Raw genomic sequence first — 15,291 nt, 5'->3', positions numbered from 1 at the left:
CTGTGCGTCAGCTGACACACTTGACACATCGTTGTGTTTATACAACACTGTGTTGCGTGTCGCCGAAGAAACTGCCCAAAGACCCGATCTATAACCGGGTCCGCGTGCTGCGCGCGGAGCACGACATGTCACGCGCCCGTCTCGCGGAACTTATCAACGTCAACCCGCAAACCGTCGGTGCACTCGAGCGCGGCGACCACTCCCCCAGCTTGGATCTCGCTTTCCGTATCTGCGAAGTCTTCGGGTTGCCCGTGGAGGCCGTGTTTTCGCGCACCGAGTTCGCCCCTATGTCGAAGGAGCTATACACCAAATGAACCGCATCACTTCCATCCGCGACCAAGACCCGTTGAACACCAAGAGGTTCCGCAACCCCCGCGACACCCGCGGGTTGATCGTCGCATTCTTCGCCGGCCTCGCTGTGGCCATTGCGGGCACCGTGGCTGGCCTCGTGTCTGACGCTCATTCGCCCTCGCTCCCCGCACTCGTCGGCGGCATATTGGTCAGCATGTACTCCTGGACCATGCTGCGCGGCGCCAACAACAACATCGACACCGCCCCGGATGAACAGGTCGACGAGTACGAGCGTCACGTGCTGGACACTTGGCGCAAGCGCGCACTCAAGGCGTACTCCGCACTTACCGGCATCGGCGGGTTCGCAACCATGATGCTCGGTGTCCTGCTGGACTCCCCGAGTTCCACTGCCCTCTTGGCTTGCGGGTACTTCATGCTGTTTACCTTCCTCATCGTTTACCCACTGCCCATGGTCGGATTCGCCATTACCTTCAACCGCAAAGAGGAGGAAAAATGACAACTATCGAAATCCAAAACCTGCACAAGCGCTTCGGCGACGTCCAAGCCCTCGACGGCATGAGTTTTACCGTCCACGACGGCGAGATGTACGGCTTCGTCGGCTCCAACGGCGCCGGCAAGTCCACCACGATGCGCATCGCCCTCGGTGTGCTCGCCGCCGATTCGGGCGAGGTGCTCCTCGACGGGCGCCCGCTTGACGACGACACCCGCCGCCGCATCGGCTACATGCCCGAGGAACGCGGCCTGTACGGCAAGGAAAAGATCCTAGACCAGCTTGTTTTCCTGGCCAAGTTGCACGGCGTCGACGGCAAAGCCGCCAAGAAGCGCGGCACCGAGCTGCTCGAGCAGCTCGGTCTCGGCGAGCGCCTGGGCGACAAGCTCGACGACCTCTCCCTGGGCAACCAGCAGCGCGTCCAGCTCGCCGCGTCGCTTATCCACGACCCCGACATTCTCATCCTGGACGAGCCGTTTTCCGGCCTCGACCCCGTCGCGGTGGACGTGATGAGCACGATGCTCACCGACCGCGCCCGGGCAGGTGTGCCTGTCATCTTCTCCTCCCACCAGCTGGATCTGGTGCAGCGGCTGTGCGACCGCGTCGGCATTGTCACCCGCGGCCGCATGGTGGCCGAGGGCACCGTCGATGAGCTGCGCTCGGGCGGGCCGGTGCGCTACCGGGTAGGCACACGCGAACGCGGATGGATCCCCGAGGGCATCTCGCTTATCGACGACTCCGCCACCCACGTCATCCTCGAAGCCCCAAGTGCCCAGGACGACCAACGCATCCTGCAATCCGCCATGGCCGCCGGCCCAGTCCACGAGTTCACCCGCGTCGTGCCAGATCTGGCCGACCTGTTCAAGGAGGTTGTGCAGTAATGAAGCCGTACTCCCCCATGCACACGATCACTACTACCGCCAAACGCGAAGTCCAGATCTTGCTGCTGAAGAAGGGCACCATCATCACACTGGTGATCCTCCTGTTGGCCATACTGGGTGTCATCGGCTTCGCCACCTGGCAAAAAGACAAGGACGAGTCCGGCGAGGCCGGCCCGGCAGTCGCCGCGGTGGGCGTCGACGCGCAGCTGCTCAACGACGCCGGCTACGACGGGCGCGCCGCTGCCGACCGTAGCGAAGCCGAGCAACTCGTCCGCGACGACGACGTCAAGGCCGCGCTGGTGGCCGAGGGAAACCGTTGGGAGGTCGTCAGCGACGGAATGCCGTCGACGAGCATCCTCGCCGGACTCGAGGGACTATCGCAGCAGTACTCGCGTGCAGAGACCCTGGACAACCTGGGCATCACTGCCGCAGATTACGAAGCCGCCTCCCCACAGATTGAAGTCGTACCGGTAGACGTCAACGACGGCGGCGACACCGAGCAGCAGCTCCTGCGACTGCTCACCACGTTTATCGCGCTGATGGTGGTGATCTTCACCGTGATCACCTTCGCCGCGCAGGTGGGCAGCCGCGTGACAGAGGAGAAGTCCTCCCGCGTGGTGGAGCTAGTGCTCGCGTCGGTGCGTCCCCTGGACTTTTTGGCCGGCAAGCTGCTGGGCACCCTCGCGCTGGGCTTCGTCGCCACCGCCGTGCTCCTAGTTGTCGGCGTTGTTGGGCTGAAGGTCTCCGGGCTCGTGGACGATATCGAGTTCGACTGGGCCGTTGTCCCCATCCTGCTGATCGCGTGGGCCCTAGCGATGCTGTTCTTCGGCGCCCTCTACGCCGCGGCGGGCGCGATGGTGCAGCGCACCGAGGACCTGCAGTCCACCCAGATGCCGATCCTGCTGCTGATCATGGCGTCCGCGTACATCCCCGGCTTCGGCTGGATGAGCACCGATGCCACCTGGATGCAGGTGATGAGCTGGATCCCGCCGTTTTCCATCTTCGCCGCGCCGCTGTCGTATGCCGCCGGGGACTTCACCGCGGCGCAGCTGGCCGGCTCCTTCGCCCTCGCAGCACTCGCGACGGCGCTGGCGGTGTGGGTCGCCGCCCGCATCTACAAGCGTTCGATCCTGAACAACGGCAGCGTGACCAAGTGGTCGCAGCTGCTGCGCAGGGGCTAGCGTGTAGCCGTTTGCGCTTTGAGCCAACCGGTATCGTCGACATCCGAGATCACAGTTCAGGAGGACATTTTGAAGACGACTAATATTTTGAGTTTGGTCTTGGCTCTAGCTGCCATTTCTGTTCTCGTGACGGATTCTGCCCCTATGCTTGTTCCTCTCGCGTTGGCTTCCCTAGCACTTATTGTGTTTTCGCTGGGATCTGAGAAAACGAAAGAACCTCGCTAGTTGGTGCTGCACAGGGGCTAGCGCGCCCGCACCTCAGCGATGAACTGCTCGGCGTCGAACTCGGCGCCGAGCTCACCTTTTTCTACGGCGAGTGTCAACGCGTCGAACTTCAGCTCCCGCTCCTCCACCAGCCGCAGCCCCTCGCGCAGGACCTCGCTGGCGGAAGCGTAGCGGCCGTCCTGGATGAGCCGGGCGATGAACGTGTCGTAACGTTCGCCGAGTACAACTGAAGTGTTCTTAGCCATACACGGCACGCTACCAACATTTAGGAGTAGATCGCATGGCTCTCGGCGACGGCCCACTGATCGTCCAGTCGGACAAGACCGTCCTGCTCGAAGTCGCGCACCCGGACGCGCCCAAGGCCCGTGCCGCGCTCGCCCCGTTCGCGGAGCTCGAGCGCGCGCCCGAGCACATCCACACCTACCGCATCACTCCACTTGCGCTGTGGAACGCCCGCGCTGCCGGCTTCGACGCCGAGCAGGCCGTGGACGTGCTCGAGCGCTACTCCCGCTTCCCGGTGCCGCAGGCGCTGCTCGTCGACGTCGCCGAAACCATGGCCCGTTACGGCCGGTTGAAGCTGGTCAAGCACCCCGCCCACGGGCTGATCCTGGAGGCGGACGACGCCGCGATCCTCACCGAGGTCACCCGAAGCAAGAAGATCCAGCCGCTCATAGCCAAGCCTATCGACGACCTCACGGCCCCCGTCCACCCCTCCGCCCGCGGCCAAATCAAGCAGGAGCTGACCAAGCTGGGCTGGCCCGTGGAGGACCTGGCCGGCTACGTCGACGGCGAATCCCACCCGATCGCGCTGAACCACGACGGCTGGCAGCTTCGCGACTACCAGCATTACGCCGCCGAATCCTTCTGGGAGGGCGGCTCCGGCGTGGTGGTGTTGCCCTGCGGCGCAGGTAAAACCATCGTCGGCGCGGCGTCGATGGCGCAGGCGCAGACCACCACCTTGATCTTGGTCACCAACACCGTCGCCGGCCGTCAGTGGCGCGACGAACTGCTGCGTCGCACCACACTTACCCCCGAGGAGATCGGCGAATACTCCGGCGAGAAAAAGGAGATCCGCCCCGTCACCATCGCCACCTACCAGGTGGTCACCCGCAAAACCAAGGGCGAATACCGCGCGCTCGAGCTTTTCGACTCCCGCGACTGGGGCCTCATCATCTACGACGAAGTCCACCTCCTGCCCGCGCCGGTGTTCCGCATGGCCGCAGACCTCCAGTCGCGCCGCCGCCTGGGGCTTACCGCCACGCTCGTGCGCGAGGACGGTCGCGAGGACGACGTGTTTTCGCTCATCGGGCCCAAACGTTACGACGCACCCTGGAAAGAACTCGAGATGGCCGGCTACATCGCCACCGCCGAATGCGTCGAGGTGCGCACCACGCTTACCGACGAAGAACGCCTCACCTACGCCACCGCCGAAACCCGCGAACGATATCGTCTGGCGGCTTGTTCGGCGGGCAAGCTGGAAGTCGTCGATAAGCTTCTTGCGACGCATAGGGGCCAGCAGACCTTGATCATCGGCGCGTACGTGGAGCAGCTCGAGGAGATCGCCGCGCGCATCGACGCCCCGCTGGTCGACGGCAAAACCACCACCAAAAAGCGCGAAGCGGCCTTCCATGCCTTCCGCGACGGGGAAATCTCCACCCTGGTGGTGTCCAAGGTGGCCAACTTCTCCATCGACCTGCCCGAAGCCGCCGTGGCCATCCAGGTCTCCGGCACCTTCGGCTCCCGGCAGGAAGAAGCGCAGCGCCTGGGACGATTGCTGCGCCCCAAATCCGACGGCGCGGAAGCGGTGTTCTACACCGTCGTCGCCCGCGACACCCTGGACTCCGAGTACGCCATGCACCGCCAACGCTTCCTCGCCGAGCAGGGCTACGCGTACCGATTGGTCGACGCCGCCGACCTTTAGACTTGTATGCCATGAGTGGCATGAAGGTATTCAAGTTCGACGTCGACGAGGAGTTTGCGAAGCAGCACAACGAAATGGTGCGCGACACCCGCAGCCTCGTCGCATCCGGCATCGCGATCTTTGTCATCTCCCTGATCGTCGGCGTTGCCGTGTGGTTCCTGGTGGACCCGTCCTCGCCGTGGCACTGGCTGGGCAGTTTCGGCGCCGTACTGTTCGGCATTTTGATGCTTGTGGTCGCGCTTCTGATTCCGCGCAGCGTGGGCAAGACCCAGGAGATCTACGACTCCAACCCCCTAGCCCCCGCCATCATCACGGAACGCGCCGGCACGACGGTGACCCTGACCGCGCTGGTGAACCGCAACGTGGATCCTGCCCTTCCCCCGCGCTGGGCCATCACCTCCCGCGTGATGCAGCCGCTGCCGAACACCTCCGACAAGGTGGGCACCAAGGTGCCGGTCGCCGCCGTGGGCGCTCAACGTGCCGCCCGCGACCAGCAGCACTGGCAGACCATCACGCCCATGCCGATCGCCTCGGGCACGCCCGACGAGGCCGTGGTCACCTCGGCCCGGAAGTCGATCCCCCAGGACCAGTGGTCCACGCTAGAGCGCGCCCGCAAGAAAGGCGAGCTCTTGGAGCAATCCAAGAACTCCCTCGTGGAGCTCTAGCGCCTCTGTTTCCGGGGGTGGAGAATTCGGTCGGGGCGATTGATCGATCACTCGCCGGTTCGTGGGGTACCGGCGCTGGGAGTGCCGGGCTAAGCATTCGTGTGCGTGGGCCAATGATGGGTCCGGTTGTGGTTGTCCGCAATGCGGGTTCTGGTGGGGCCCAGGCTTTCGTGGGTGGGTACCCATTGTTGGTGCAGGCGCAGTTGTCCGCAATGCGGAGTCGGGCCCGGGCCCAGGTTTTCGTGGGTGCGTTGTTGGTCGAGTAGTGGAGGTCGAGTCCGTCGGTGTACGCGGGCGTACTCGACGTCCGGTACTCGACTTTCGCCCCACTGTCGGCGTCATCGTGGCTGCGTGTGCTGTCCCCGCAACCTATGCGGCCCCTAGTTGGCAGGTCGCGGCCCGCCGGGTGATTTCGCCTGGGGATTTCATGGGTGTGCGCCAATGATGGGTGCCGTCGTGGTTGTCCGCAATGCGGAGTGTGGCCCGGGCACGGAATCGGTTGGTGTGCGCCAATAGTTGGTGTATATGGGGTTGTCCGCAATGCGGAGTCTGAACCGGTCTCGGGTTGTTGTGGGTGCGTTGTTGGTCGAGTAGTGGAGGTCGAGTCCGTCGGTGTACGCGGGCGTACTCGACGTCCGGTACTCGACTTTCGTCCCGCAGTAGGCATCGTCGTTGCTGCTGTCCCCGCGACCTCTGTGGCCCCTAGTTGGCAGGTCGCGGCCCGCCGGGTGATTTCGCCTGGGGATTTCATGGGTGTGCGCCAATGATGGGTGCCGTCGTGGTTGTCCGCAATGCGGAGTGAGGCCCGGGCACGGAATCGGTTGGTGTGCACCAATGATGGGTGCGGGTGCGGTTGTCCGCAATGCGGAGTGTGGCCGAGGGTTTCGTTGACGAGCGCGCCGTTGTCCACCCACGTGATTTGGTGGGTCACTGGTTGGGCATATGAAATTGGGCACATGAAAAAGCACCCGCCGCACCATCAGTGTTGGTGCGGCGGGTGCTTGTGTGAAGTTGTTGGGTCGGCGGTAACCTACTCTCCCACTCCCTCCCGGGAGCAGTACCATCGGCGCGGGCGGGCTTAGCTTCCGGGTTCGGAATGGGACCGGGCGTTTCCCCGCCGCCATCAACCACCGACACACCTTTGGGGCATGTGCGGCTGATCAAAGTCAGCGTTATGCAATTAAGTTGGCCATCCCGGTGCAAACCGGGTTGGTGTGTTGTGTCAGTGACTGCACAGTGGACGCAAGCAAAACGTTTATTCGTGTTTCTTCGCGGTGTTTACACCATCAAACGTATTGTTTGGTGTTGGTGTTTATTGGTGTATTAGTACCGGTCGCCTCCACACATTGCTGTGCTTCCAGGTCCGGCCTATCAACCCAGTAGTCTCCTGGGAACCTCAAATGAAACCTCATCTTAAAACAGGCTTCCCGCTTAGATGCTTTCAGCGGTTATCCCTCCCGTACGTAGCCAACCAGCCGTGCTCCTGGCGGAACAACTGGCACACTAGAGGTACGTCCGTCCCGGTCCTCTCGTACTAGGGACAGCCTTCTTCAAGTTTCAACGCGCGCGGCGGATAGAGACCGAACTGTCTCACGACGTTCTGAACCCAGCTCGCGTGCCGCTTTAATGGGCGAACAGCCCAACCCTTGGGACCTACTCCAGCCCCAGGATGCGACGAGCCGACATCGAGGTGCCAAACCATCCCGTCGATATGGACTCTTGGGGAAGATCAGCCTGTTATCCCCGGGGTACCTTTTATCCGTTGAGCGACACCACATCCACAAGTAGGTGCCGGATCACTAGTCCCGACTTTCGTCCCTGCTCGACTTGTAAGTCTCGCAGTCAAGCTCCCTTGTGCACTTACACTCTACACACCTGATTGCCAACCAGGCTGAGGGAACCTTTGGGCGCCTCCGTTACATTTTGGGAGGCAACCGCCCCAGTTAAACTACCCACCAGGCACTGTCCCCAACCCAGATCATGGGCCAAGGTTAGATATCCACTACGGTCAGAGTGGTATTTCAACAACGACTCCACACACACTGGCGTGCATGCTTCGAAGTCTCCCACCTATCCTACACAAACCGCACCGAATGCCAATACCAAGCTATAGTGAAGGTCCCGGGGTCTTTTCGTCCTGCCGCGCGAAACGAGCATCTTTACTCGTACTGCAATTTCACCGGGCCTGTGGTTGAGACAGCAGGGGAGTCGTTACGCCATTCGTGCAGGTCGGAACTTACCCGACAAGGAATTTCGCTACCTTAGGATGGTTATAGTTACCACCGCCGTTTACTGGGGCTTAAATTCTCCGCTTCGGACACAATGTCCTAACGGGTCCTCTTAACCTTCCAGCACCGGGCAGGCGTCAGTCCGTATACATCAACTTAACCGTCTTCGCACGGACCTGTGTTTTTGATAAACAGTCGCTCCCCTCTCTTCTCTGCGACCCCAACCAGCTCAACACGAATGTGTGTCACCGGTTGTGGTCCCCCTTCTCCCGAAGTTACGGGGGCATTTTGCCGAGTTCCTTAACCACAGTTCACCCGCTCGCCTTAGTATTTTCTACCTGACCACCTGTGTCGGTTATGGGTACGGGCCGTACATGCACATCGCTAGAGGCTTTTCTCGGCAGTACAGGATCACCAACATCACCCACATAAGGGCTACGCATCACGCCTCACACTTGATGACAACCGGATTTGACCAATGTTGTCGTGCCACACGCTTGCACCGCAATCCAATAAGCGGCTTAGCTACCTCACTGCGTCACCCCATCACTGACCTACCACGGATCAGGCCCCACGCATCACCACCAACCAACCATCCCCGAAGGGATGGCAACGATCGGCAGATCAGGGTGGTTAGTCTCACCGCTTCGATACTGGGCGCGCACATACGGGTACGGGAATATCAACCCGTTGACCATCGACTACGCCTGTCGGCCTCGCCTTAGGACCCGACTCACCCTGGGAAGACGAACTTGACCCAGGAACCCTTAGTCATCCGGCGGGCAAGATTCTCACTTGCCATTCGTTACTCATGCCTGCATTCTCACTCGCATGCAGTCCACCGCTCCTTCCGATACGGCTTCACCCCACACACGACGCTCCCCTACCCAAACAACAAAATTGTTTGCCGCGGCTTCGGCGGTGTACTTGAGCCCCACTGAATTGTCGGCGCGGAACCACTCGACCAGTGAGCTATTACGCACTCTTTCAAGGATGGCTGCTTCTAAGCCAACCTCCTGGCTGTCTTCGCGATCCCACATCCTTTTCCACTTAGCACACCCTTAGGGGCCTTAACCGGCGATCTGGGCTGTTTCCCTCTCGACTATGAAGCTTATCCCCCACAGTCTCACTGCAATGCACCACTATAACCGGTATTCGGAGTTTGGCTGACGTCGCTAAGATGATAGTCCCGCTCAACCAACCAGTAGCTCTACCTCCGGCAAGCTCACATCACGCTGCACCTAAATGCATTTCGGGGAGAACCAGCTATCACGGAGTTTGATTGGCCTTTCACCCCTACCCACAGCTCATCCCCTCAGTTTTCAACCTAAGTGGGTTCGCGCCTCCACAACCTCTTACAGCTGCTTCACACTGGCCATGGGTAGATCACCCCGCTTCGGGTCCAGGACATGCCACTTGCCACCCTATTCGGATTCGCTTTCGCTACGACTACCCCACACACACGGGTTAACCTCGCGACATGCCGCTGACTCGCAGGCTCATTCTTCAAAAGGCACGCCATCACACACAAGGTGCTCTGACGGATTGTAAGCGCATGGTTTCAGGAACTCTTTCACTCCCCTCCCGGGGTACTTTTCACCATTCCCTCACGGTACTTCATTCACTATCGGTCACACTGAGTATTTAGGCTTACCGGGTGGTCCCGGCAGATTCACAGCAGATTCCACGAGCCCGCTGCTACTCGGGAACACAAACAACACAACCACACACACCTTCACGTACAGGACTCATCACCTACTCCGGTGCACCATCCCAGATGCTTCCGCTGATGCATGCAAATTGCGCTTGCAGTCGGCAGCCTGCAACACTTGCGCCCCACAACACCGCACACGCAACCCCTGCCAGGTATCACACGCACACGGTTTAGCCTCATCCGCTATCGCTCGCCACTACACACGGAATCACAATTGTTTTCTTCTCCTACGGGTACTGAGATGTTTCACTTCCCCGCGTCAACCCCCACACAGACTATGAATTCACCTGCGGGTAACACCACACAACCGGTGCTGGGTTTCCCCATTCGGACATCCTCGGATCAACGCTTTGTTGGCAACTCCCCGAGGCATAACGCAGCCTCACACGTCCTTCATCGGCTCAGCATGCCAAGGCATCCACCATACGCCCGTAACAAAACACACGGACACACAAACAAACAGGTATAAACACCAAAACACAAAAAAGAAAGATACTCGCGTCCACTATACAGTTCTCACACAACACAACCCCACACACAAACAACCACAACACTGCAGCCGTGTACGCAGGGCCCAACAGGAACAACCAATGCTGCCCCAGACACCCAACAGTGCACCAACGAAAAACCCTTTTGTCACGCGATATGGTGAATCCACCAACCCAACACCACGCAGCACACACCCCAACCAGGCACCACCATCACCACCTTCGATGACACGGCGACCAGCGGGTATGCCTCCACCCGGCAAAACAAAAACAATGCGGCAGTCACACACTCGGCGACTCAACCACACACACCCACAACTGTGGGCACACAAAATAAAAGCTCCTTAGAAAGGAGGTGATCCAGCCGCACCTTCCGGTACGGCTACCTTGTTACGACTTCGTCCCAATCGCCGATCCCACCTTCGACAGCTCCCTTTAACAGGCCACTGGCTTCGGGTGTTACCAACTTTCATGACGTGACGGGCGGTGTGTACAAGGCCCGGGAACGTATTCACCGCAGCGTTGCTGATCTGCGATTACTAGCGACTCCGACTTCATGGGGTCGAGTTGCAGACCCCAATCCGAACTACGACCGGCTTTCAGCGATTAGCACACCCTCACAGGCTCGCAAACGCGTTGTACCGACCATTGTAGCATGTGTGAAGCCCTGGACATAAGGGGCATGATGATTTGACGTCATCCCCACCTTCCTCCGAGTTAACCCCGGCAGTCTCTCACGAGTCCCCAACCGAATTGCTGGCAACATAAGACAAGGGTTGCGCTCGTTGCGGGACTTAACCCAACATCTCACGACACGAGCTGACGACAACCATGCACCACCTGTACACCAACCACAAAGGGAAACCGTATCTCTACGGCGATCTGGTGTATGTCAAGCCCAGGTAAGGTTCTTCGCGTTGCATCGAATTAATCCACATGCTCCGCCGCTTGTGCGGGCCCCCGTCAATTCCTTTGAGTTTTAGCCTTGCGGCCGTACTCCCCAGGCGGGGCGCTTAATGCGTTAGCTACGGCACGAACCCCGTGGAAGGGACTCACACCTAGCGCCCACCGTTTACGGCATGGACTACCAGGGTATCTAATCCTGTTCGCTACCCATGCTTTCGCTCCTCAGCGTCAGTTACTGCCCAGAGACCTGCCTTCGCCATCGGTGTTCCTCCTGATATCTGCGCATTCCACCGCTACACCAGGAATTCCAGTCTCCCCTACAGCACTCAAGTTATGCCCGTATCGCCTGCAGTCCCGCAGTTAAGCTGCGGGCTTACACAAACGACGCGACAAACCACCTACGAGCTCTTTACGCCCAGTAATTCCGGACAACGCTCGCACCCTACGTATTACCGCGGCTGCTGGCACGTAGTTAGCCGGTGCTTCTTCTCCAGGTACCGTCACAAATACGCTTCGTCCCTAGCGAAAGGAGTTTACAACCCGAAGGCCGTCATCCCCCACGCGGCGTCGCTGCATCAGGCTTGCGCCCATTGTGCAATATTCCCCACTGCTGCCTCCCGTAGGAGTCTGGGCCGTATCTCAGTCCCAATGTGGCCGTACACCCTCTCAGGCCGGCTACCCGTCGACGCCTTGGTAGGCCATTACCCCACCAACAAGCTGATAGGCCGCGAGCTCATCCCACACCGAAAAACTTTCCACCACACCATCCAAAATGTGGTCCTATCCGGTATTAGACCCAGTTTCCCAGGCTTATCCCGAAGTGCAGGGCAGATCACCCACGTGTTACTCACCCGTTCGCCACTCGAGTACCAGTGCAAGCACTGGCCTTTCCGTTCGACTTGCATGTGTTAAGCACGCCGCCAGCGTTCATCCTGAGCCAGGATCAAACTCTCCACAAAAAACGTTTCAGAAAGAAACAGGCCGTGAAAAGCCCAATACCCAACCAAAAACAAACCAACCAACACCCAAACAGGCGCCGGACTGGCAAAAATCCAAAAATTACAAGGTTCAACAACCGACCCCAACCCGACGGGGCAAAACAGGGCCGATCAAAAAACATACGTGAAACATGTTCAACCACACCCCACGCACACTATGAACCAAAAGATGACGCGATCCATCATTGGAATTCAACCACGCCACCACCGGCACACACCCAAAAACAAGGGCGCACACCACACAGTGCACAAAAAGAGCAGGCAAACACACCCACGCAACAAAAGTACATTGGCACACTATCGAGTTCTCAAACAACACCAGCACACCCACCAACCAGAACCAAACACGGCCCCAGCCGGAAAAGCGGCTTCGTCAGAAGCTACACAACCAACCAACCAAAAGTCAAACTCACGTTAAACCCCGGTTAACCAGAACGTAACCCCTATTCAAATTAACTCGTCCCTCCCAACCGGCCGAACCGCTCGGAAGCAACGGATGGATATATAACCACGAAGCTAAAAAGCACACAAATCAGCAGCGCAACCGGTGTTTTAGTGGTACGCGGCGATTGGCCCATGCGGACCATCGATCACTTGCACCGGGGTATTGAAAATTTCGGTGAGCAAATCGTCGCGCATGATTTCCTCCACTGTGCCGAAGGCGAAGACCTGCCCGTCTTTCGCTGCGCAGATGTAATCCGCGTAGCGGGCCGCGAAGTTGATGTCGTGCAGCACGATCACGATGGTGCGGCCGAACTCGCGGGCGGCGGAGTGCAGGTGCTGCATCATTTCCACGGAGTGGGAGATGTCCAGGTTGTTCAGGGGCTCGTCGAGAAGCACGTAGTCCGTCTCCTGGCAAAGCACCATGGCGACGTATGCGCGCTGACGCTGACCACCGGAAAGCTGGTCCAGGTAGCGGTGCTCGAGTTCGCGCAGCCCGAAGAAGTCGATGTAGCGGGAGATGATCTCCTCATCCGCCTCGGTCAGGCGCCCGCCCGAGTATGGGAAGCGGCCGAAGCCGACGAGCTGCCGCACTGTCAGGCGGGTGACAAAGTGGTTCTCCTGCCGCAGGATCGAGACCACTTTGGCCAGGTCCTTCGGGTTCGAAGAGGACACGTCCATCTGTCCGATGTGCACGGAGCCGGAATCCAGCGCCAAAAGTCGGCCGATCATGGTCAGAAGCGTCGACTTGCCGGCGCCGTTCGGCCCCACCAACGCGGTGATGCCGCCTGCCGGGATTTGCAGTGAGACCGGCCCGATGGCGGTGTCGTCGCCGTAGGCCTTGCTCACCTCGTTGAGCTCGATCACAGTCTCCCCTTCCGTAGGACAACGATGAGGAACGTCAGGCCGCCGACCAGCTCGATGATGATGGAGACGACGCCCTGGGCGTAGAAGATGTGGTTCATGACGAAGTACGCGCCCGCCAGAATGCAGTAGCCGAGCAGCGCCGCCATGGGGAACACGTATCGGTGGTCGTAGGTGTCCGCGAACTGGTACGCAAGCGTGGCCACCAGGAACCCGAGGAAAGTCATCGGCCCGACCAGCGCGGTAGAGACCGCCATCAGCACCGAGACCAGGACCAGTGTGAACACCGCGTGCTTTTTGTGGTTCACGCCCAAGTTCACCGCCACGTCGCGGCCGAGGCCGAGCACGTTGAGGCGGCGCGAGTTCAACACCATCAACCCGGCCGCCACCAGCACTAGCGGCACGGCCAGCGGGTAGTAAGCCGGGTCCGCGTTGTTCACCGAGCCGAATAGCCGGGCGGTGAGCACGTCGAACTCGCTGGGTGTGAGCAGGCGCTGCATGAACGTCGATACGCTGCCCAGTCCCCCTCCGAGCACGATGCCGACGAGCAGCATGGCGTGCATGTTCGGGTTATCGCCGGCGAGCAGCCACGTGTAGAGGATCAGGCTCAGCCCCACCATCAAGACCAGCTGCACGACAAACATCTCCAGCGTGCGGGCGTTATTCAGCCCGGCTGCGCCGAGGAAGTACACGGTTGAGGTGTGAATGGCCACGTACAGCGACTCGAACCCCATAATGGACGGGGTGATGATGCGGTTGTTCGTCACCGTTTGGAACGCCACTGTGGCCACGGCCTGGCAGAGCGCCACCACCGCCATGGCAATGACGGAGTTCAGGCGGCGCTGCGCGATCAGCCAGTAGCCGCGGGTGCCAAACTCCATGGGGTTTCCCCAGGACAAAAGGCCCGCGGTGAACAGTAGCGCGGCCACCACCAGCGCGCCTACGACTAGCCAGTAGCGCCTCTTGCTTTGCGACGTCTGGAACGCCCCGACCTCACGCATTCTTACCCCGCCTCACAATCAACGCGATGAACACGGCGGCGCCAACCACGCCGAGGATCACGGACACCGGCATCTCGAACGGCGCGATGACGATGCGTCCGAGCAGGTCGCACAGCGTCACCACCCCGATGCCGGTGAGGCAGACCCAGGGCAGGTTGGACCGGAGGTCGTCGCCACGCAGCATGCTCACGATGTTGGGGACGATGAGCCCAAGGAATGGGAGGTTGCCCACGACAACCGTGACCACACCGGTGGCCACCGCGACGAGGCTGGTGCCCACGAGCACGATGCGGTTGTAGTTCAGGCCGATGTTGGTGGCGATGTCCTCACCCAAACCAGCGGCGGTGAGGCGGTCGGCGTAGAAGAACACGGCGATGACCACGAGCAGCACGACCCAGAGGATCTCGTACTGGCCGGCGATCACGCTGGTGAACGAGCCGGCGAACCAGACCCCGAGTGACTGCAACAGGTCAGTCTGCAGCGCGATAAAGGTGGACACCGCACTGACCACCGCGCCGAGCATGATGCCCACGATGGGCACCACCAGGCTGGAGCGCAACGTCACGCGCCGCAGGAACGCGAAGAACACCATGGTGCCGACGAAGGCGGCGCCGACGGCGAGCAGCATGCGCGTCATCACGGAGCCGTCCGGGAACAGCAGAAACGACGCGAGCAGACCCAGCCCGGCCCACTCGGTGGTGCCAGTGGTGGTGGGTTCGACGAAGCGGTTCTGGGTGAGCATCTGCATGATCAGCCCGCTCATCGCCATCGCCGCACCGGCGAGCACCAGCGCGATCGTGCGCGGCACGCGGGTGGCGCGGAACATTTCCCAGCCGTCCTCGGTGCCCAGGATGTCGTACTGCCCCACCATCAGCGACGCGGCAAGGAGGGCTAAAACAAGGACGACACCCGCCCCGAGCTTCCAGTCCAGAAGCTTGGGGCGGGTGGTGGTCGTTGCATCAGTCATCGAAGACAG

At 60.4% G+C, this 15,291-nt stretch carries 10 protein-coding genes and 3 rRNA genes; 6 read left to right on the top strand and 7 right to left on the bottom strand.

Annotation, left to right across the window (positions count from 1 at the left end):
* The first annotated feature begins 56 nt into the window (after positions 1–56).
* From CIHUM_RS03265 to CIHUM_RS03250, 4 genes are read left to right on the top strand one after another with little or no spacing between them, the layout of a single operon-like run.
* Positions 57–314: a helix-turn-helix transcriptional regulator gene (locus CIHUM_RS03265; protein ID WP_034999418.1), complete on the top strand. Its 258-nt coding sequence runs from the start codon at positions 57–59 to the stop codon at positions 312–314.
* The gene (locus tag CIHUM_RS03260; RefSeq protein ID WP_034999416.1) at positions 311–808 is read left to right on the top strand and encodes a hypothetical protein; all 498 of its coding nucleotides are present in this window, start codon (positions 311–313) and stop codon (positions 806–808) included. The genes CIHUM_RS03265 and CIHUM_RS03260 overlap by 4 nt, the downstream gene beginning before the upstream one ends.
* Positions 805–1,683 (top strand): ABC transporter ATP-binding protein, encoded by an 879-nt coding sequence (locus tag CIHUM_RS03255; protein WP_034999415.1) that lies wholly within the window; start codon positions 805–807, stop codon positions 1,681–1,683. Before CIHUM_RS03260 ends, CIHUM_RS03255 begins: the two co-directional genes overlap by 4 nt.
* Positions 1,683–2,864 (top strand): ABC transporter permease, encoded by a 1,182-nt coding sequence (locus CIHUM_RS03250; RefSeq protein ID WP_034999414.1) that lies wholly within the window; start codon positions 1,683–1,685, stop codon positions 2,862–2,864. Before CIHUM_RS03255 ends, CIHUM_RS03250 begins: the two co-directional genes overlap by 1 nt.
* Before the next feature lie 242 nt (positions 2,865–3,106).
* On the opposite strand, the gene CIHUM_RS03245 is transcribed toward CIHUM_RS03250, so the two are convergent.
* Positions 3,107–3,334 (bottom strand): type II toxin-antitoxin system ParD family antitoxin, encoded by a 228-nt coding sequence (locus CIHUM_RS03245; RefSeq protein ID WP_034999413.1) that lies wholly within the window; start codon positions 3,332–3,334, stop codon positions 3,107–3,109.
* A gap of 35 nt (positions 3,335–3,369) precedes the next feature.
* On the opposite strand from CIHUM_RS03245, the gene CIHUM_RS03240 reads away from it, so the two are divergent.
* On the top strand, positions 3,370–5,010 hold the full coding sequence (locus CIHUM_RS03240; RefSeq protein ID WP_034999411.1) for a DNA repair helicase XPB: 1,641 nt from the start codon (positions 3,370–3,372) through the stop codon (positions 5,008–5,010).
* Positions 5,011–5,021: 11 nt separating this feature from the next.
* On the top strand, positions 5,022–5,675 hold the full coding sequence (locus CIHUM_RS03235; protein WP_316244765.1) for a DUF3239 domain-containing protein: 654 nt from the start codon (positions 5,022–5,024) through the stop codon (positions 5,673–5,675).
* 1,017 nt (positions 5,676–6,692) lie between these two features.
* Here the strand turns inward: CIHUM_RS03235 and rrf are convergent.
* The 6 genes from rrf to CIHUM_RS03205 all read right to left on the bottom strand — a co-directional run bounded on the left by rrf (position 6,693) and on the right by CIHUM_RS03205 (position 15,282).
* Positions 6,693–6,810, bottom strand: a 5S ribosomal RNA gene (rrf, locus tag CIHUM_RS03230).
* 167 nt (positions 6,811–6,977) lie between these two features.
* A 23S ribosomal RNA gene (locus CIHUM_RS03225) occupies positions 6,978–10,062 on the bottom strand.
* A 391-nt stretch (positions 10,063–10,453) separates the two neighbouring features.
* Positions 10,454–11,970, bottom strand: a 16S ribosomal RNA gene (locus CIHUM_RS03220).
* The 16S, 23S and 5S rRNA genes sit together here, the layout of an rRNA operon.
* A gap of 591 nt (positions 11,971–12,561) precedes the next feature.
* On the bottom strand, positions 12,562–13,317 hold the full coding sequence (locus CIHUM_RS03215) for an iron ABC transporter ATP-binding protein (RefSeq protein WP_034997662.1): 756 nt from the start codon (positions 13,315–13,317) through the stop codon (positions 12,562–12,564).
* The gene (locus CIHUM_RS03210) at positions 13,314–14,315 is read right to left on the bottom strand and encodes an iron chelate uptake ABC transporter family permease subunit (RefSeq protein WP_034997661.1); all 1,002 of its coding nucleotides are present in this window, start codon (positions 14,313–14,315) and stop codon (positions 13,314–13,316) included. Before CIHUM_RS03210 ends, CIHUM_RS03215 begins: the two co-directional genes overlap by 4 nt.
* Positions 14,308–15,282: an ABC transporter permease gene (locus tag CIHUM_RS03205; RefSeq protein WP_034997658.1), complete on the bottom strand. Its 975-nt coding sequence runs from the start codon at positions 15,280–15,282 to the stop codon at positions 14,308–14,310. The genes CIHUM_RS03210 and CIHUM_RS03205 overlap by 8 nt, the downstream gene beginning before the upstream one ends.
* Between the last annotated feature and the right edge of the window lie 9 nt (positions 15,283–15,291).

It is taken from the genome of Corynebacterium ihumii, from assembly GCF_028609825.1.
GTDB lineage: Bacteria > Actinomycetota > Actinomycetes > Mycobacteriales > Mycobacteriaceae > Corynebacterium > Corynebacterium afermentans.
This window is presented reverse-complemented; position numbering and strand designations above follow the sequence as displayed.